Origin of the sequence: Bradyrhizobium icense (assembly GCF_001693385.1) — a bacterium.
Lineage (GTDB): Bacteria > Pseudomonadota > Alphaproteobacteria > Rhizobiales > Xanthobacteraceae > Bradyrhizobium > Bradyrhizobium icense.
Window position 1 is genome coordinate 2,983,383 of sequence record NZ_CP016428.1, and the last position, 18,026, is coordinate 3,001,408.

Sequence of the window (18,026 nt, forward strand, 5' to 3'; positions counted from 1 at the left end):
CTGGAAATCGCCGCGCAGCCGAATAATATTCCGCTAGGGACGGCAGGCGCAATGCATCCTGCTTTACAACGAATTCTGTCGCCAATAGGCATTGCCGGGGAACGTGGTAAGATCGGGCGCAGCATATCATGCCGCAGCCGCGGCCAGCTTGAGAATCGACACAGCCGTGACGAAGTTGGATCGAATCGACATCAAGATCCTGAACGAGCTCCAGAAGAATGGACGCATCTCTAATGTGGAGCTTGCGGAATTGGTCAATCTGTCTCCAAGCCCATGTCTCATGCGTGTGAAGAAGTTGCAGGCCGAAGGGTATATTCAAGGCTACGCGGCGCAGATCGACGTCAGCAAGCTTGGCCAAACTTTAACCGTCTTCACCGAGATCACCCTGAGAAATCATCGCCAAACGGATTTTGCGCGCTTCCTTTCGGTGGTCGAGAAGACCGATCAGATCATAGAGTGTCATCTCGTCTCCGGTGGGTACGACTATCTCCTGAAGTTCGTTACTGCCGGTATCGAGGAGTATCAGACCATCATGGAGCGATTGACTGACATGGATATCGGTATCGACAAGTATTTCAGCTTTGTCGTGCTGAAGTCGCCAATCGTAAAGACTCACATGCCGCTGACCAGCCTGTTTCGCGTTTAATTGGCGAACGCTTGCCGGCGGTCAAAGGAAGCAATACGAGCGGACGAGGGGGCCTGCTCGAGGCTATCAAGCCAATCCGGATCCAGCTTCGGTACCGACGAGAACAGCAGTTGCGAGTAAGGATGCTTTGCCGCCTTGATTTCCGACGGCAATAGCTGCTCGACCTTCTTTCCACCATACATCACAATGATCTCGTCGCAGATGGCCTTCACCACGGACAGGTCATGGCTGATGAAAATGTAGGAAATCCCGAGTTCGCGCTGCAGCTCTTTCAACAAGTCGATGACCGCAGCCGCCACCACGGTGTCGAGTGCCGAGGTGATCTCGTCGCACAAAATCAGCTTTGGATCGGCGGCGAGCGCTCGAGCGAAATTCACGCGCTGTTTCTGTCCGCCGGACAACTCCGACGGTCGGCGGCTGCGAACGGAGCGGGGCAGCTTCACCATGTCGAGCAATTCGTCGATGCGGGCACTACGCTCCCGGCCACCCATGCGATGGTAGAACGCCATCGGACGGCCCAGTATGTCTTCGACCAGCTTTGCCGGATTGAGTGCCGTGTCGGCGTGCTGGAACACGATCTGGATTTCCCGCAACTGATCGTGGCTGCGATCTCGCGCTGAGCGACTGAGTTCTCGGCCGTCGAATGTCATCTGGCCGGCGGCCGCGGGCAGTACGCCGGCAATCGTGCGCGCCAGAGTGGATTTGCCGGAACCGGACTCGCCGATGATGCCGAGATTGCGGCCCTTCTCCAATATGAGGCTGACACCCTCGACAGCCCGCACAAGTGGCAGCCCATCCGGCTGAATCGAACCGTATCCGGCACTGATGTCCTTGAACTCGAGGAGCGGCTTCATCTCGTCAGGTTGCTCTTCCACCACTTCCCGCGGGCGCGGCTCAAAGGCGGCGAGAAGCTCGCGGGTATAGGGATGTTTGGCTGTGGAGAGAATTTCAGCGGTCGAGCCGGTCTCCTGCACCTCGCCGCCCTTCAGGACGACAATTCGGTCGGCGATCTGCGAGACGACGGCAAGATCGTGCGAGACGTAAACGCCCGCAATGCCGGTCGCGCGCATGACTGATTTGAAAGCGCGCAGGACCTCGATCTGGGTGGTTACGTCCAGGGCCGTGGTCGGCTCGTCGAAGATGACGAGCTTGGGATCGCTTATCAGCGCCATCGCGGCTGAAAGCCGCTGCAACTGACCGCCGGAGACCTGATGCGGGTAGTGTTGGCCGATGGTCTCGGGGTTCGGCAAAGACAGCGCTTTGAACAGTTCGACGGCGCGTCGGCGGGCTTTTTCGGCCGGCATGAGACCATGGATACGGGTCACCTCGATCACCTGATCGATGATTTTTGCCGATGGATTGAAGGCAGCGGCCGCGCTTTGCGGAATATAGGCGATATCGGCTCCGCGCATCCGGGCCCGTTCCTTCTCGGAGAGGGACGCCATGTCCTTGCCGTTCACGAGAACCTGCCCACGGGAGATGCGGCATCCCGGGCGGCAATAGCCCATCAGTGTGAGGGCAATTGTCGTCTTTCCCGAGCCGCTTTCGCCGATCAGGGCGACGATTTCACCCTCGGCGACGTCCAGGGTGATGCTCTTGATGATTTCCACCCTGCGGCCTGAATCGGTCGTCGCCTCAACCTCAAGGTCACGAATTTCGACCAGGTTGGACAAGTTGGCCATCATACGCTCCTGTCTCTGATCTTCTTCGGGAGGTTGTCGATCAGTAGATTGACGCTGATCGTAAGGCTGGCGATGGCCAGTGAGGGAACGATCACGGCAGGAGCACCGAACGGCAGTCCGCCGATATTTTCACGCACCAGCGCTCCCCAGTCGGCTTGGGGCGGCTGCAACCCCAGTCCCAGGAATGAGAGACCAGACAGAAGCAGAACGATGAACACGAACCGCAAGCCAAGATCGGTCAGTATCGGCCGAATGATGTTAGGCAGGATCTCCGAGCCGATCAGATAGAGGGTGCCTTCACCACGAATGCGGGCGACGGTCATGAAATCCATCGTATTGATGTTGATGGCGAGCGCGCGCGAGAAACGGTAGGCCCCGGGGATGTAGATGACGGCAAGCGTGACGATCAGGACAGGAACGGACGAGCCGACCGCGGCGACGACCAGGAGACCGAATAGTTTGCTCGGTATCGAACTCAAGGCATCCAGAAAGCGACTGAGCCCAGCATCCAGCCAGCCGCCGGAAACGGCGGCGGTCATTCCGAGAACTACACCCGTGAAGCAGGAGATGGATACGGCTGCAAGGGAGATGCCGATGGTATAGCGCGCGCCCATGAGAATGCGCGAAAGCATATCGCGCCCGAGATAATCGGAGCCAAGCCACAGGGTGTCGCTGATCGGACCGAAATATTCGAGGTCGATGATTTCCCCCACCGGGTGGGGTATGATTTTCGGCGCTAGGATCGCTGCCAGGGCCCAAGCCAGAATAACGGCCGACGAAGCGATGCCGACGAGGTTGAACCTGTAGCCGAAATGCGCTTTGGTCTGCGCCTGTGCGGTATGTACCGTCATCGGATCCTCGGATTTGACAGGATCGCGACAATGTCCGCGGCCGTGGTCAACAGCAGATAGCCAAGGCAGAAGATCATTGCGCAGGTCTGGATCAGCGGGAGGTCACGGGTCGAGACCGCGTCAACCATCAGTTTTGCAATGCCCGGATAGTTGAAGATCGTCTCAACGATGATCACGCCGCCGATGAGGTATGACAGCGATAGCGCCACCGCATTGGCGATCGGACCAAGCGCGTTCGGAAGGGCATGCTTGAGCACCATGCGTCCGCGCGACGCGCCCTTGAGGAGGGCCATCTCTACGTAGGTTGTGTCGAGCGTCTCAATAACGGCGGCGCGCGTCATCCGGATTATTTGCGCCGACACTCCGAAGGTGAGTGTGATAACCGGCATGGAATAGATCTTCAGCATGTCGGCGAACGAATGCGCGTCGTTTGCGAAAGAGAGAGCGGGAAGCCATTTCAAGTACACCGCGAAGAAGAGCACGGCGCAGGTCGCCACCATGAACTCTGGGACGGAAATGATCCCGATCAGGAGCACCGTTACAACGCGGTCGTATAGCGAACCGCGCAACACGGCGCTGGTGATGCCAAGCGTCAACGAAATCGGCACAGCGAGCAGTGCCGTGATGCCGGCGAGTTTCATCGTGTTGACGAAGCGATCGCCGATCAGCGCGACAACCGGCATGCTGTTGGCATAGGACGTGCCGAAATCGCCGCGGAGAAAGTCAAGCAACCAATGGATAAAACGAAGGACTGCCGGCTCATCCAGATGCATGGCCCGCCGCAGCCCCTCGGCTGCTTCCGGTGTGGCGGCTTGTCCGAGCAGGATTGACGCGGTGTCGCCGGGCAGCAGGTTGGTTGCAAAGAACACCGCAAAGGAGACGATCAGCAATGTGATCATCGCCACGAAGAGCCTGCTCAGGATGAGATCGAGAACCCTGATATTCATGCAGGCGCTCCCTAGAGCCCTTTGATAGATGGATATGCTACGAACGATAGCCGGGTGCAGATGTCGCTCCGGGTGCCGATGCTGTCATGCCCCGAACCAGACGTGCTCAGCCATTGAATAGCCCATCATGCCGCCGAGTGGATTTATCTCCATGCCTTTAAGTTTGGCGGTCACGGCGTCGACAGCCGCGATGTAGGCAGGAATGATTGTTCCCGCCTCCTCGGCAATCATGGCCTGCAACTGGCCGTAGATCTCTTTGCGCTTGGCCTGGTCGAGCATTCCCCGGGCTTCGACCAGCATGCCATCGAACTTTTCCGACTTGTATTGACTTTCGTTCCACGGCGCCTGCGAGGCATACAGCAACGAAAACAAGATGTCCGGCGTTGGTCGATAGTTGATGTTGCCGAAGTGAACTGGCGCCTTGAGCCAGTAATTGTTCCAATAGCCGTCCGAGGGGACACGCTGGATGTCCAATTTCAAGCCGATCGCGGCGGCGTTGGCCTGAAGCAGCATGGCCATATCGATCGACGAGCTAGCCGCCTCGGAGGCGACCACCGGAATGGAGTGCCCGAACACGTCGGCTTTCTTGAAGTAAAATTTCGCCTTGTCGGGATCAAACGGCTTCGGCCGCAGATCGTTGTTGCGGTATATATTGCCGGGGAAAACCGGCTGATCATTGCCGATGTCGCCGAAGCCTCGCAACGCCGATTTGAGGATCTGGTCGCGATTGACGAGATGCTTCATGCCGGTCACGAAGTCCTTGTTCTGCCCAGGAGCCATGTCGAGGCGCATGTTGAGATTCGTGTAGCTGTTCGAACTCGATCTGGAGAGCACGAAGCCGGGCCGGCTTTCGACAAGCCGGACGGATCGGGGATTGATCGCGGCGGCGACATGGATGTCCCCCGAAAGCAGGGCATTGACGCGGGCATTGTCTTCGTTGATGGCAAAGAATTCGAAAGTATCCACGTGCGGGCCGCCGGCCTTCCAGTAATTGCGGTTCTTGCGCATGATGGAGCGGACGCCGGGCTTGAAGCTTTCGAGTACGAAAGCGCCGGTGCCATTCCCCTTGGAAAAATCGGTCGTGCCATCCGCGACGATCATGAAATGGTGCAGCGCCAGGATCGTCGGCAGGTCGGCGTTGGCGGCAGTGAGCGTGATTTCAAGGGTGAGATCGTCGACGGCCTTGAGATCGGTTATCTGCTTGGCGATGGCGTTGACCTTTGATCCGATATTGGGATCGAGATGGCGTTTCAGCGAAAAGATCACGTCCGCGGACGTGAGCGGCTTTCCGTCGTGAAAGACAACGCCCTTTCGGAGCTTGACGGTCCAGATTTTGGCGTCGGCGCTGTCAATGCGCTCCGCCAATTCCATTTGCGTCTGGCCGGACTTGTCGAGGACGGAGAGGCGGTTATAGAGGGCGCAGCAGCGAGAATAGTCCGTCGAGTTCGACGCTTTGGCCGGATCGAGGGTGTCTGCCGTCGACGAAGTAAAGCCCGCTACCTTCAGGTGACCTCCGGCCACCGGGGTTGCCGCGACCGCATCCGTGGCGCGTCCGAGAATGAGGGAGCCGGCCGACATTGCCATGCCACCCGCCAACAACATGTGAAGGAGTTCGCGACGTGTCGCGCCCCGACGAACGGCATTTTCCAGTATCGCGTCATCGGAATTGGTCCAGTTGGTGGTCCTGCTGTCCATGTGTCGTTCCTCCGTTGGTCGGTGCGGACGGTTGTGCGTCTTCAGTGCGCACTTGAGCTCCGCCGTCAGTTCAAGTTGAGGTTCAGGCGCCTCCAAGGCTCGTAAACGGATCTTCACAGCGGATCGTGAGAAGTCCGAACTTCGTGCGAGTTTGGACCTCGCTTATTGTCCAGTTTCCCATCTCCGCGGCTCCTATTTCTCTCAAATGTTATCGGCGCGCCCGCACAAAATTCTGAATTTAACGCTTGCACGGCATTTCGAGAATTGCCGTGCCGCTCCTGCGGGTGGCCCTCACGCCAGCGCCCGCCGCACATCCGGATCGTCCAAGGTCTGATCGAGGGTCTTGCGCGTTCGCTCGATCATCGCGTCGATTTCGCTTTCGGTGCAGCAAAGCGGCGGGGCATAGCCGATGACGCCCTGGGCGAAGGCGCGTACGACGAGGCCGTTCTCCCAGGCGCGGTCAAATATCCGCCTCGACGGATCGGCGGCTGCCGGCAGAGGGATTTTTTTCTCCTTGTCTATCACGAGTTCGATGGCCGCGAGCATGCCGCGGCCACGCACGTCGCCGACCAAAGGATGATCGCGCAGGCTTTCGAGGCCGGCCATCAGACGCCGGCCGGCCCTGACGCCGTTGTCAAGAAGCCCGTCTTCATAGAGGTTCAGGACCGCAAGTCCGACCGCCGCGCTGACCGGGTGGCCGGAATAGGTCTGGCCGTGACCGACGGCAGCGTTTCCGGCGCCGTCGGCGATGACATCGTACACTTTGTCGGACATAAACACCGCACCCATCGGGGCGTAGCCCGACGTAAGGCCCTTTGCGGTCGTCATGAAATCCGGAACGATGTCGTCCTCCGAGCAGGCGAACAGCGGACCGGTTCGACCGAAGCCGGTGATGACCTCATCCGCAATAAAGAGGATGCCATGGCGGCTGCAGAGATCGCGCAGGGCCTTGATCCAGCCTCGCGGCGGTACGATGACTCCACCGGAGCCTTGAATCGGCTCGGCATAGAAAGAGGCGATACGATCTGCTCCGACGGACTCGATTTTCGCCTCGAGTGCCGCCAGCGATGACGCGATGATGGCGGCCGCATCCTCCCCGACGGGATTGCGATAGGGATAGGGGGAGGGGATCTTGTGCTGCCAATCGTAGGGCACACCGAAACCAGCGTGGAAGGCGGGCAGTGCGGTCAAGCCCGCGCCGACCGTCGAGGATCCGTGATAGCCTTGTTCGATCGAGATGAACTGGTCGCGCCGCGGCTCGCCCTTGGCATGCCAGTAATACCTGACGAAGCGCACTGTGCTATCCACGGCATCCGATCCTCCGAGCGAGAAATAGACGTGGTTGAGGTCCCCCGGCGCGCGTTGGGCGAGTTCGGCAGCAAGGCGGATCGCGGGTTCCGACCCCAGACCGAAATAGCCTGTCGCATAGGCCAGCTCCCGCATCTGCCGGGCCGCGGCCTGGACGATGCTCTCATGACCGTAACCGGCGTTGACACACCATAGCCCTGCGAAACCGTCGAGAAGCTGGCGGCCGGTCGCATCGGTGACGGTAGCGCCGCTGGCCGACTTCAGCACGCGGACGCCGAGCTTCTCGTGGCCGCGATATGAGGCCACCGGATGGATCAGATGGGCGCGATCCAGTTCGATCAGGGAATTGGCGAGCATGTTCTTTCTCCGGATCAGCCGAGAGCTTGGCTGGCGAGGGCGAAGGTCCGCACCTGCGTATGGTCGGGTTTCTTTGGCGCGTGGTTGCTCATGGCTATGCCGCCGCCGACGTGCTGGAGGCCGATCTTTTCCAGCCAGTCAGCCAGGCCGCTGTCGCTATCCGTATCGATGCGAAGGAAGGCTCCGGTACGGGAGGCCGCGAAGAACGCAATGAGCGTCTTGGCTTCATCTGCGCTGGTGGCGACGATGGGTCCGATTACCTCTCCGCGACCGAAGGCGCGTAGGGCGGCATAACCGGTGACCACGCCGTCGCGGCGGACCACCGCAAATTTCCCGGCGCTGGCCAGGCGATCGATGAGCGCACCGCGATCGGCGCCGAATGCGTCGCGGTCTAGTCTCTTTATGGCTGCGATCTCATCGGCGGTGGCGAACACGACACCTCGCGATGTAGCCACAAGCCGCACCTCGCCCTGGTGTTGCCGGATCGTGCCGCATTCGGCAAAGCCGAGCTTTCTGTAGAGAGGCAGTCCCTCCGCAGTCGCAAACAGCCTCAACGGCCGGCCTCCGGCGAACGCAAAGGCGCGCTCCATGAGCTTGCGCCCCAGGCCGTGACCGCGCATCGCCTCGTCGACGATCACCATGTTTATCGCCGCGCAGTCCTGCCCAAAGCGGGTCAGCAATATGGTGCCGACAACGCGGCCGTTGGCGTCGAGCACGACCGTGCCGTCGCTGAGCGCGAGCATCATCTGCCAGTCTTCGCGCCGGTGCGGCCATTGGGCTTGCTGTGACAGGCTCACTGCGCCGTCTATGTGTTCCGGGCCGAACATCACCAGATCGATTTCGTCCGTCCTCATGGAATCTCCTGTCTTCTTACCGTTAATTTGAGACGAGGGCGTCCGGCATATCGTCTGAAGGCGGCCCGCGCCGCGATATTTTTCGCTGTAGTGCGCGGGGCTTTCCGCAGCTTGTGCCGGTGCGGCGGGTCAAGGAAGGCGTCGCGGCTGCCTTCCCGCCGCGGAGGACAGCAATGCCGTGCCGAACCGTCTTGCAAAAACGGAACATTCTGCTTTGCACGTGGGCATTTCAATCGAGCAGTCTGGCGCGAGGCCTTATGATCGTGGCACTCGAAACGTCGCGACAGAGGATGGACGAACGATGGCTGCTTTCCGCCCCAAATACATTACCTTCGACTGCTACGGTACGCTCACCTACTTCGCGATGGCGGAAGCCGCGCGTGACCTTTACGGCAACCAGCTCGATGAAACGCACATGCAGGAGTTCATCGAGAACTTTTCAGACTACCGGCGGGACGAGATCCTCGGCGATTGGAAGCCGTATCACGAGGTGGTCCGCAATGCGCTCGAGCGTACTTGCAAGCGCAACGGCGTGGCGTTTCGCGACGAGGACGCGCAGATGATCTACGAGCGCGTGCCAACTTGGGGACCGCATCCGGACGTCCCGGTTGGTCTCGCCAAGGTGGCGAAGGAAATACCGCTCGTGATCCTGTCGAATGCGATGAATTCGCAGATCATGTCCAACGTCGAAAAGCTCGGCGCTCCCTTCCACGCGGTGTTCACGGCCCAGCAAGCCCAAGCCTACAAGCCGCGGTTCAAGGCCTTCGAATACATGCTCGATATGCTGGGCTGCGGTCCGGAAGACATTCTGCATTGCTCGTCCTCCTTCCGCTATGACCTGATGTCGGCCCATGATCTCGGCATCAAAAACAAGGTTTGGGTAAACCGCGGCCATGAGCCGGCGAACCCCTATTATGGGTACGTCGAAATCGCCGATATTTCAGGTCTGCCAGGTGTCGTTGGCTTGTGAGACAGGAGAGCGGGATGCGATTCGTATCCTACTGGCACGATACAGCTCCGGTCTTTGGTGCCGCGGCGCCGGGGCCGGTCGAAAGTCACTACGATGTCGCCGTGATCGGCGGCGGCTTCACCGGCCTTTCGGCGGCGCGCCAGCTTGCGAAAGCGGGCGCCAAGGTTGCCGTGCTGGAGGCGGAGCGGGTGGGCTCGGGCGGATCGGGCCGCAATGGCGGACATCTCAACAACGGTCTCGCCCACAGCTATCTCGCTGCGAAAGCCCAGCTTGGCAAAGAGCGCGCCATCGCCCTTTACAAGGCGTATGACGATGCCGTCGATACGATCGAGACCATCGTCTCCGAAGAGGGAATAGACTGCGATTTTCGGCGCTCGGGCAAGCTCAAGCTCGCTTCCAAGCCGAAGCATTTCGACACGCTTGCGCGCACCTTCGAAGCACTTCACGCCGAGGTCGACAAGGACACCACAATGTTGTCGGCCGAGGATCTCAAATCGGAGGTCGGCTCGCCCTTCCACGGCGCGATCCTGTCGAAGAAGAGCGCAATGATGCACATGGGCCGTTATGCGGCTGGTCTCGCTGAGGCGGTGGTGCGTCATGGCGGCGAGATCTTCGAGAATGCCGCCGTGAACGCCTGCAGGTTGACGGCGGGCACACGGTGATGACGGCGCGCGGCACGCTGACGGCCGACAACGTCCTCATCGCCACCGGGGCCTACACGACACCCAATTTTGGCTATTTCCGCCGGCGTATCGTAACAGTCGGCAGCTTCATCATCGCGACGCGGCCGTTGACCGCGGCGGAGATTACTGAGACGATGCCGGGTAACCGGAACTGCGTCACCTCAATGCATATCGGCAATTATTTCCGTCTGTCGCCGGACAATCGGCTGCTTTTTGGCGGCCGGGCTCGCTTCTCGGCGGTTTCTGATCACACTTCGGATGCCAAGAGTGGCGCGATCCTTCGCAGCGCCCTCGCGGCAATGCTCCCGCAGCTCGGCAATGTCGAGATCGATTATTGCTGGGGCGGACTCCTTGACATGACGCAGGACCGTTATCCGCGCGCCGGCTATCAGGACGGCGTGTGGTACGCCATGGGATTGTCGGGCCATGGAGCACAGCTTTCCACCCAGCTCGGTATCATGGTGGCCGACGCCATGCTCGGCCGCGAGGACCGAAATCCGATGAAAGGATTCGCGTGGCCGTCCGTCCCGGGTCATTTCGGCAAGCCGTGGTTCCTGCCGCTGGTCGGCCTCTACTACAAGGCTCTCGACAGGATCCAATAGATCGCTGGTGCTCCTGGACGATAAAAGGGCGAGCCGAACCGGTTCGCCCTTTTCGTTGTGTTCTTCAGAGAAGGCCCCCGATATGGAAGCTCTTCGTCTCCAGATATTCCTCGATACCCGCCTGGGCGCCTTCGCGACCGACGCCCGACATCTTGACGCCGCCGAAGGGCGCGACTTCGGTGGAGATCGCGCCGGTATTTAGGCCGACCATACCGAACTCGAGCGCCTCGCCGACGCGCCAGGCCCGAGCGAGGTTCTGCGTGTAGAAATAAGCCGCGAGACCGAAAGGTGTGCCGTTGGCGATCTCGACGGCTTGCTGCTCGCTCTCGAAGCGGAAGAGCGGGGCAACGGGACCGAAGGTCTCCTCGCTGGCAAGCACCATCTCGGTCGTCGCGCCCGTGAGCACTACGGGCGCGACATACTGATTGCCATCGGGCAGGACGAAGGGTTTCGTCGCGATCTGGGCGCCCTTGGCCAGTGCATCCTCAAGATGCCGGTTGATCTTCTCGACTGCGGCCATGTTGATCATGGGCCCGATCGCGGCATCTGGCTTGGTACCCGCGCCGACCTTCATCTGGTTGACGCGCGCAGCGAGCTTTCTGGCAAAGGCGTCATGGATGCCGGCCTGCACCAATATCCGGTTGGCGCAAACGCAGGTCTGGCCGCCATTGCGGAATTTCGAGGCGATTGCGCCCTCCACGGCGAGGTCGAGATCGGCATCGTCGAAGACGATGAAGGGGGCGTTTCCGCCGAGCTCCAGGCTCACGCGCTTTACGCTGTCGGCTGCGCCGCGCATCAGCAGCGATCCGACACGTGTCGATCCGGTGAAGGAGATCTTCCGGACCTTTTCGTTGGCCATGATCTCGGCGCCGATCTCTGCCGGCATGCCGGTGACGATGTTGATCACGCCATCGGGGATTCCGGCGCGTTCGGCCAGCACCGCGAGGGCGAGCGCCGAAAACGGCGTGAATTCCGAGGGCTTGATCACCACGGTGCAGCCCGTCGCGAGCGCCGGGGCGACCTTGCGGGTGATCATGGCGTTGGGAAAATTCCACGGTGTGACGATGCCGCAGGCGCCGATGGGTTCCTTCAGAACGACGATGCGCCGGTCGGGAGTAGGAGAGGGGATCGTATGGCCGTTGATGCGCCGCGCCTCTTCGGCGAACCATTTGACGAATGAAGCGCCGTAGCGGATTTCGCCCTTCGCCTCTTCAAGCGGCTTGCCCTGTTCTGCGGTGAGAAGCAAAGCGAGGTCGTCCAGATTTTCCAACATCAGCCGGTGCCATGCCTCGAGAAGGGTGGCGCGTTCGGCGTTGGTCTTTTTCCTCCAGGGCGCAAAGGCTGCATTGGCCGCCTCGATCGCCGCCCGGGTCTCGGAGCCAGCCATATCGGGGACCGTACCGATGACCGCCTGCGTCGCCGGATCGATGACTTTGACCGTCTTGCCGGATGCAGCCGATATCCAGCGACCGCCGATGAGACACGCCTCCCGGAAGAGAGTCTCGTCCTTCAAACCATCCATGTCATGTCCTCTTTTCAAGATAGTGCCGAGAGCACGGCGGCCGTGATCGCCTCCGTCCTGTCTCTTCCAGGGACCGCGCCTATGCCGCGGGCAGTGGTCTCCTCTATCGCCCGCATGATGCGGCCGGCAGTTTCCTTCTCGCCGAGATGATCGAGCATCATGGCGCTGGACCATATGGTGGCGATCGGATTGGCGATGCCGAGGTGCGCGATGTCTGGAGCCGAGCCGTGCACCGGCTCGAACATTGAAGGCAATGTGCGATCGGAATTGATGTTGGCGGAGGCGGCGAAACCCAGCCCGCCTTGAATGGCCGCTCCGAGGTCGGTGAGTATGTCGCCGAAGAGGTTGGAAGCGACGACGACGTCGAGGCTCTCGGGCGACATCACCATGCGCGCCGCCATCGCGTCGATGTGATAGCTTGTAACCTCTACATCGGGATACTCCGCGGCGAGCTCCTGGGTGATCTCGTCCCAGAAGACCATCGAGTACTTCTGCGCATTGGACTTGGTGACCGACGCGAGCTTGCGGCGGCGTGTGCGTGCTTGTTCGAAGCCGAAGCGCAGGATGCGTTCGACGCCAGACCGGGTGAAAATCGATGTCTCGACCGCTACCTCGTCCTCGGTGCCTTGATGAACCCGGCCGCCGGCGCCGGAGTATTCACCCTCGGTGTTTTCCCTGATGCAGAGGATGTCGAACGTGTCGGTCTTGAGCGGGCCCTGGACGCCCGGCAGCAACCGATGCGGCCGAATGTTGGCATATTGCACGAAGGCCTTGCGGATCGGAAGCAGCAGGCCGTGCAGCGAGACCGAGTCCGGAACTTGCGCCGGCCAGCCGACCGCGCCGAGCAGAATGGCATCGAAGCCTTTCAGGCTGACGATTCCGTCGGCCGGCATCATCGCGCCGGTTTCCTTGTAGAACCTGCAAGACCAGGGAAATTCGGTGGCCTTGAGGGCAAGGCCCGCGCCCTTCGCAGCGGCTTCTAATACTGTCCAAGCGGCAGCGGTTACGTCTTTGCCGATGCCGTCACCGGGGATTAGCGCAATGGAATAGGTTTTCATGAGTACCGTCGCTTCACAGACCGATCAGAACGCTTTTGCTGTTGCGGTTGGCGAGATAGGCCTCGCGTCCGAGAGATCAGGCCCTCAGCCGGGATCAGCCGACCGCCGATGAAGTGACCGATCGGCAGGGAAAGCGTGTCAGGATCGAAAATGAGGCCCACGAGATATCCTTTCACGGCTTCCGCCAAGGGATAGTCCCGGTGCGCGAGAAGCATTGGCTGAGTTCAGGCAGGAGCGCCGACGATTCTCCTGTTTCGAGCGCGGGTAGCAGTCGATTGTTCGGCGCGCGTGAGAAAACGCGATCCTTTAGTACCCGCGCTCTCGGTCGACGAGCCCGATCGGGTCCAAGCCCGCGCGGTGATGTCTGATACCCTCGATGACGGTCCGGGCCGCCGTCGCGGGCTGGGTGACGCTCGCTACATGCGGCGTCAGCACGATCGACGGGTGCGACCAGAAGGGATGGTCCTCCGGCAGTGGTTCGGGATCCGTCACGTCGATGACGGCACCGGAGAGATGACCGCTATCGAGCGCCGAAAGCAGAGCTTCATGATCGAGCTGGGGTCCTCGTCCAGTGTGGACGAGCGCGGCGCCGACAGGAAGGATCGAGAAGAGGTCAGCGTTGAGAAAACCGCGTGTCTCCCGCGTCAGCGGCAACAGGCAGACCAGGATGTCCGTCTTCGATACCAACGTTTTTAGGCCAGCGTCGCCATGTTGACATGTGACCCCCTCGATCTCTCGCGGGCTACGGCTCCATCCGGCGAGCGGAAAACCGAATGGCTTCAGCCGATCCAGAACCGCCTGTCCCAGCATACCCAGACCGAGGACGCCGACCCGCCGCTCCGCCGCCTGCACTTGGGGAATGGCGCTCCAGATTCCAGCGCGCTGCTGAGCAAGATAGGACGGAAGGTTACGATGCAGCGCGAGAACGGCGAGCGCGACGTATTCCTGCATCATCCGCACGATGCCTTCCTCGACCATCCGCACGACCTTCACATGCGCCGGAATGGTTTCGAGGTTTAGCTGGTCGACGCCCGCGCCGATCGAGAAGAGAATTTCAAGATTCCGGTAGCGGTTGAGGTCCTTGGGCACGGTCCAGGTGATCAGATAGCGCACGGCGTCGGCATCGACGGAGGAAGCGTCCATCGAGAAGGGAACGTCCGGCAGATCCTTGGCGAAGGCCTCCGCGAAGATCGCACCGCGCCTTCCGTCGGAGTTGAACAAAAAAGTCATCTGAACTTGTCCCTTCTCAGCCAATGCATCGTTCGCCGAGCGTTTCGATCATCCGCCGGCAGGCGACGAGGTCGCTGGCGAGGATGAATTCGTCGGGCTCGTGGGCATGCCGGATGTCGCCCGGACCACATATGATCGCATCGATGCCGGCGCCCTGGTAAAGCCCGGCCTCCGTGCCATAGCTGACGGCTGGAAGGGGCTCCTTGCCTGTCAGATCCTGCACGAGACGTGCAAGGGGTGCATCCTCAGGCAATAGCAGAGCCGGATATGCGCTCATCTGCGCCCACTCCGCCTGGATCCCCTTCGCGCGGAGCCCGTCGACTGCGGCCTTGATCGGCGCAAGAAGCTCGGCGGGATCGACGCCGTAGACGGCCCGCGCCTCGACTTCGATCACACACCGATCCGGAATGATGTTGATCGCTTGGCCGCCGGAAACCACTCCTGCCTGCAGGGAGGAGTAGGGAGGTTCGAAAGCCGGGTTGAACGGACCTTCAGTCAAACTTTCCGCCTGCCGGATCACCGCATTCAGCACCTCGGCCATGGCATGGATGGCATTGACACCCAGGTCGGGGCGCGAGGAATGGCCGGCCGTGCCCTTAACGATGGCCCGCGCGGCGACCTTGCCCTTGTGGCCGCGAATGCCCTGCATGTTGCTCGGCTCACCAATAATCGCGGCGGACGGTTTCGCGCAAAGGTCCGAGAGGCGGGCGATCAGGTGCGGCACGCCACGAGCGCCGGCCTCTTCGTCATAGGAGAACGCAAGGTGGATCGGACGCGACAGCCTCATCTTGGCGAGAGCCGGAACAGCGGCCAGTGCGGCGGCGAGAAAGCCCTTCATGTCGGCTGTACCACGGCCGTAGAGACGCTCGCCTTGGACACGCAGCTTAAATGGATTGGAGGTCCAGCCCGGTTCTCCGGCGGGGACCACGTCCATGTGGCCAGAAAGGATAAAGCCGGCCTTGTCGGCCGGGCCGACAGTCGCAAAGAGATTTGCCCGGTCGCCCTCCGGGCCCGGCACGAGAGAGACCTTCGCTCCATGACTTTTGAGATAGTCGCTGATCCAGCCTACGATCTCCCCGTTCGGAGTTCCGACGACGGAGTACAAGCTGACCAGTCGGTCCAGAATTTCGACGATTGTCATCCGAGTCCCTCCTGCTCCCCCGACCCGGGAATTCGACTGCAGGACAGCCGTGAGTCACGGTTGTCTTGATTCAAGTCTAGGCACAAAAGGCGCCATTGCATGCTGAAAGCGGGACTGGTTCAGCAGATTGTTGCGCGACGGCGCGGCTTTCGAGAGCATTCTGTTAGAAACAGCGGATAATATGCCCCGATGGTTCACCCTACGGGAAAAACCACATGCGAAATCGGAACTACGAGAGACTTCTGAGGAGACGCAATTGAAGCCATCCGATAGCGTGCAGATCGATGCATTTGTTGCGAGCATCCGCAACATAAACGATGTTGGCTTGAGTCACCTTCACGCCCTGTCGATCGCCGTTGGCTGGCCTCACCGGGCCGAAGACTGGCAGTTTCTGCGTCAAGTGGGGCTGGGCATCGTTGCGCTCGACGAGATCGAGAGGCCGATTGGTTCGGCAATGTGGTTTCCCTATGGCGAGGACGTCGCAACCATTGGCATGGTGATCACATCGCCACGCCTTCAGACCAATGGGACCGCGCAATGGTTGATGCAACATGTCCTTGGCGAAACCAGAGGCCGCAATCTTCGTTTGAACGCCACGCGCGCAGCCCAGCGGCTCTATCTGTCGCTTGATTTCCAGCCGGAGAAAACGGTTTATCAGCGCCAAGGCACCGTACGGCTGTCTGTGGCCACACGGGAACGGGAAGTAAACGGGGTCGTCAGGCAACTGCAAGATCAAGATGTACCGGCAGTCGTCGCCCGTGACGCGCTTGCGTTCGGCGTCAGCAGGCAGGCCGTTATCAGTGCGCTGTTTGCGCATTCTTCAGCCTACGGTCTTTTCCGCGAAGACAAGCTTTGCGCCTTTGCCCTGTGTCGACCCTTCGGACGGGGCCATGTTGTTGGCCCTGTGGTCGCGGCGAACGACGAAGATGCAATCGCCGTCGTCAGGCCGCACGTTCTGGAGCATGACGGCATGTTCCTGCGTCTGGACACTCACCGCGAGAGCGGCGATTTTGTTGCCTTTCTCATGGAGAATGGACTGTCCGTGTTCGACACCATGCTGACCATGTCGTTTGGCAAACGCCTCGCCGATTTCGTACCAGACGAGGCGAACCCGCCGGTCACCTACGCCCTAGCCAGCCATACCTTGGGTTGAGAGCTTGAATTCAAGTTGGCTAGGCGTGCATGCAAGGGAGATTGCAATGAAGGTTGGTGTACCCAGAGAGATCAAGACGCATGAATACCGCGTTGGTCTTACCCCGGGAGCCGTTCGCGAATACGTGGCGGCCGGGCACAGCGTCGTGGTCGAGACCAATGCCGGCGCCGGCATCGGCGCGACGGACGACAGCTACCGCAAGGCCGGTGCGGTTATTCTGAACTCTGCTCGCGAGGTGTTTGCGTCCAGCCAGATGATTGTAAAGGTCAAGGAGCCCCAGGCCTCCGAATGGTCGCAACTGCGGGAAGACCAGATCCTCTTCACATATCTGCATTTGGCGCCAGATCCCGACCAGGCCAAAGGCCTCCTGGATGCCGGATGTGCGGCGATCGCCTACGAGACCGTGACGGACGCGAATGGCGGCCTGCCATTGCTTGCGCCGATGAGCGAGGTGGCGGGCAGGCTTGCGATCGAAGCGGCTGGCGCGGCACTGCGACGGCATGCGGGAGGCCGGGGCCTGCTGATAGGAGGCGTGCCGGGTGTCCAACCGGCACGTATCGTGGTGATCGGAGGCGGAGTCGTCGGGACGCATGCTGCGCGCATGGCGGTTGGCCTGGGCGCCGAGGTCACCATTCTAGACCGATCGATAGGTCGTCTCCGCGAGCTGGATGAACTGTTTGAGGGGCGTGTTCGCACCAGGTTCTCGACGATCGATACTGTTGAGGAGGAGGCATTTGCCGCAGATGTCGTGATTGGCGCCGTGCTTGTGCCGGGAGCGAGCGCGCCGAAACTGATCAGCCGAAGCATGTTGAGTTCGATGCGCAAGGGGTCCGTGATCGTGGACGTCGCGATCGACCAAGGGGGTTGCTTTGAGACGTCGCACCCGACCACGCACGCTGATCCCACCTACGAGGTGGGGGGCGTCATCCACTACTGTGTCGCCAACATGCCGGGTGCCGTTCCACTCACCTCCAGCCAGGCACTGAACAATGCCACGCTGCCCTTTGGCCTGGCTCTCGCCAACAAGGGATTTTCGGCCGTACTCGAAAATCCGCATTTGCGCGCAGGTCTAAACGCCTATCGAGGCCGGCTAACTTGCGAACCGGTGGCCCGGAGCCTCGACATGCCATTCTCGCCAATCGAAAGGGCGGCTGCATGATGCCTAAGTGCACGTTCACGAAGCGGCGCACCAAGGAATTAGTCTCCTCGGCCGCCCGACTCGCTGGCGGCCGCTCAGTGCATTCTCGATCATCCCGGCATCGATACCGTGGCCGCCGCGCTTGATAAGTTCTTTGGCGCGGCCGGTCACCCAAAGGTACGATGCGGT

Annotated in this window: 14 protein-coding genes and 1 pseudogene; 5 read left to right on the forward strand and 10 right to left on the reverse strand. The window is 60.7% G+C overall.

The window, feature by feature from the left end:
• Window positions 1-166 precede the first annotated feature (166 nt).
• Entirely contained in the window at window positions 167-646 is a 480-nt protein-coding gene (locus LMTR13_RS13930; RefSeq protein WP_083219448.1) for an Lrp/AsnC family transcriptional regulator, read from the forward strand.
• Here the strand turns inward: LMTR13_RS13930 and LMTR13_RS13935 are convergent.
• From LMTR13_RS13935 to LMTR13_RS13960, 6 genes are all read right to left on the reverse strand, one after another.
• On the reverse strand, window positions 643-2,319 hold the full coding sequence (locus LMTR13_RS13935; protein ID WP_065732670.1) for an ABC transporter ATP-binding protein: 1,677 nt from the start codon (window positions 2,317-2,319) through the stop codon (window positions 643-645). The two genes, LMTR13_RS13930 and LMTR13_RS13935, sit on opposite strands and share 4 nt — an antisense overlap.
• An 8-nt stretch (window positions 2,320-2,327) precedes the next feature.
• Window positions 2,328-3,179 (reverse strand): ABC transporter permease, encoded by an 852-nt coding sequence (locus tag LMTR13_RS13940; RefSeq protein WP_065728380.1) that lies wholly within the window; start codon window positions 3,177-3,179, stop codon window positions 2,328-2,330.
• Complete coding sequence (locus LMTR13_RS13945) at window positions 3,176-4,126, reverse strand: ABC transporter permease (protein ID WP_065728381.1); 951 nt, start codon at window positions 4,124-4,126, stop codon at window positions 3,176-3,178. Before LMTR13_RS13945 ends, LMTR13_RS13940 begins: the two co-directional genes overlap by 4 nt.
• An 84-nt stretch (window positions 4,127-4,210) precedes the next feature.
• A complete protein-coding gene (locus tag LMTR13_RS13950; RefSeq protein WP_065728382.1) occupies window positions 4,211-5,821 on the reverse strand; it encodes an ABC transporter substrate-binding protein in 1,611 nt (536 codons plus the stop codon).
• A 291-nt stretch (window positions 5,822-6,112) separates the two neighbouring features.
• Window positions 6,113-7,486: an aspartate aminotransferase family protein gene (locus tag LMTR13_RS13955; protein WP_065728383.1), complete on the reverse strand. Its 1,374-nt coding sequence runs from the start codon at window positions 7,484-7,486 to the stop codon at window positions 6,113-6,115.
• A gap of 14 nt (window positions 7,487-7,500) precedes the next feature.
• The gene (locus tag LMTR13_RS13960; protein WP_065728384.1) at window positions 7,501-8,340 is read right to left on the reverse strand and encodes a GNAT family N-acetyltransferase; all 840 of its coding nucleotides are present in this window, start codon (window positions 8,338-8,340) and stop codon (window positions 7,501-7,503) included.
• Between the two features lie 301 nt (window positions 8,341-8,641).
• Here LMTR13_RS13960 and LMTR13_RS13965 point away from each other — a divergent pair, with 301 nt between their 5' ends.
• Complete coding sequence (locus tag LMTR13_RS13965) at window positions 8,642-9,310, forward strand: haloacid dehalogenase type II (RefSeq protein ID WP_065728385.1); 669 nt, start codon at window positions 8,642-8,644, stop codon at window positions 9,308-9,310.
• A 14-nt stretch (window positions 9,311-9,324) separates the two neighbouring features.
• Window positions 9,325-10,595 (forward strand): annotated as a pseudogene (locus tag LMTR13_RS13970) (NAD(P)/FAD-dependent oxidoreductase).
• Window positions 10,596-10,659: 64 nt separating this feature from the next.
• On the opposite strand, the gene LMTR13_RS13975 reads toward LMTR13_RS13970, so the two are convergent.
• The 4 genes from LMTR13_RS13975 to argE form a co-directional block, all read right to left on the reverse strand.
• Window positions 10,660-12,117, reverse strand: coding sequence for an NAD-dependent succinate-semialdehyde dehydrogenase (locus LMTR13_RS13975; RefSeq protein WP_065728386.1), 1,458 nt, complete (start codon window positions 12,115-12,117; stop codon window positions 10,660-10,662).
• A gap of 14 nt (window positions 12,118-12,131) precedes the next feature.
• On the reverse strand, window positions 12,132-13,175 hold the full coding sequence (locus tag LMTR13_RS13980; RefSeq protein WP_065728387.1) for a tartrate dehydrogenase: 1,044 nt from the start codon (window positions 13,173-13,175) through the stop codon (window positions 12,132-12,134).
• Window positions 13,176-13,481: 306 nt separating this feature from the next.
• Entirely contained in the window at window positions 13,482-14,405 is a 924-nt protein-coding gene (locus tag LMTR13_RS13990; protein ID WP_065728389.1) for a 2-hydroxyacid dehydrogenase, read from the reverse strand.
• Between the two features lie 16 nt (window positions 14,406-14,421).
• On the reverse strand, window positions 14,422-15,546 hold the full coding sequence (gene argE / locus LMTR13_RS13995; RefSeq protein WP_065728390.1) for an acetylornithine deacetylase: 1,125 nt from the start codon (window positions 15,544-15,546) through the stop codon (window positions 14,422-14,424).
• A 256-nt stretch (window positions 15,547-15,802) separates the two neighbouring features.
• Here argE and LMTR13_RS14000 point away from each other — a divergent pair, with 256 nt between their 5' ends.
• Complete coding sequence (locus tag LMTR13_RS14000) at window positions 15,803-16,699, forward strand: GNAT family N-acetyltransferase (protein ID WP_065728391.1); 897 nt, start codon at window positions 15,803-15,805, stop codon at window positions 16,697-16,699.
• 46 nt (window positions 16,700-16,745) lie between these two features.
• Window positions 16,746-17,858 carry an alanine dehydrogenase gene (gene ald, locus LMTR13_RS14005; RefSeq protein WP_065728392.1) on the forward strand — a complete coding sequence of 371 codons (1,113 nt, stop codon included), beginning with the start codon at window positions 16,746-16,748 and terminating at the stop codon, window positions 17,856-17,858.
• The last annotated feature ends 168 nt before the right edge of the window (window positions 17,859-18,026 follow it).

Bases quoted from the DNA above. Each gene is read 5' to 3' on its own strand.
- LMTR13_RS13955 (WP_065728383.1), bottom strand. From the start codon at position 7,486: ATGCTCGCCAATTCCCTGATCGAACTGGATCGCGCCCATCTGATCCAT.
- LMTR13_RS13950 (WP_065728382.1), bottom strand. From the start codon at position 5,821: ATGGACAGCAGGACCACCAACTGGACCAATTCCGATGACGCGATACTG.
- argE (WP_065728390.1), bottom strand. From the start codon at position 15,546: ATGACAATCGTCGAAATTCTGGACCGACTGGTCAGCTTGTACTCCGTC.
- LMTR13_RS13975 (WP_065728386.1), bottom strand. From the start codon at position 12,117: ATGGATGGTTTGAAGGACGAGACTCTCTTCCGGGAGGCGTGTCTCATC.
- LMTR13_RS13990 (WP_065728389.1), bottom strand. From the start codon at position 14,405: ATGACTTTTTTGTTCAACTCCGACGGAAGGCGCGGTGCGATCTTCGCG.
- LMTR13_RS13940 (WP_065728380.1), bottom strand. From the start codon at position 3,179: ATGACGGTACATACCGCACAGGCGCAGACCAAAGCGCATTTCGGCTAC.
- ald (WP_065728392.1), top strand. From the start codon at position 16,746: ATGAAGGTTGGTGTACCCAGAGAGATCAAGACGCATGAATACCGCGTT.
- LMTR13_RS13980 (WP_065728387.1), bottom strand. From the start codon at position 13,175: ATGAAAACCTATTCCATTGCGCTAATCCCCGGTGACGGCATCGGCAAA.
- LMTR13_RS13960 (WP_065728384.1), bottom strand. From the start codon at position 8,340: ATGAGGACGGACGAAATCGATCTGGTGATGTTCGGCCCGGAACACATA.
- LMTR13_RS13965 (WP_065728385.1), top strand. From the start codon at position 8,642: ATGGCTGCTTTCCGCCCCAAATACATTACCTTCGACTGCTACGGTACG.
- LMTR13_RS13945 (WP_065728381.1), bottom strand. From the start codon at position 4,126: ATGAATATCAGGGTTCTCGATCTCATCCTGAGCAGGCTCTTCGTGGCG.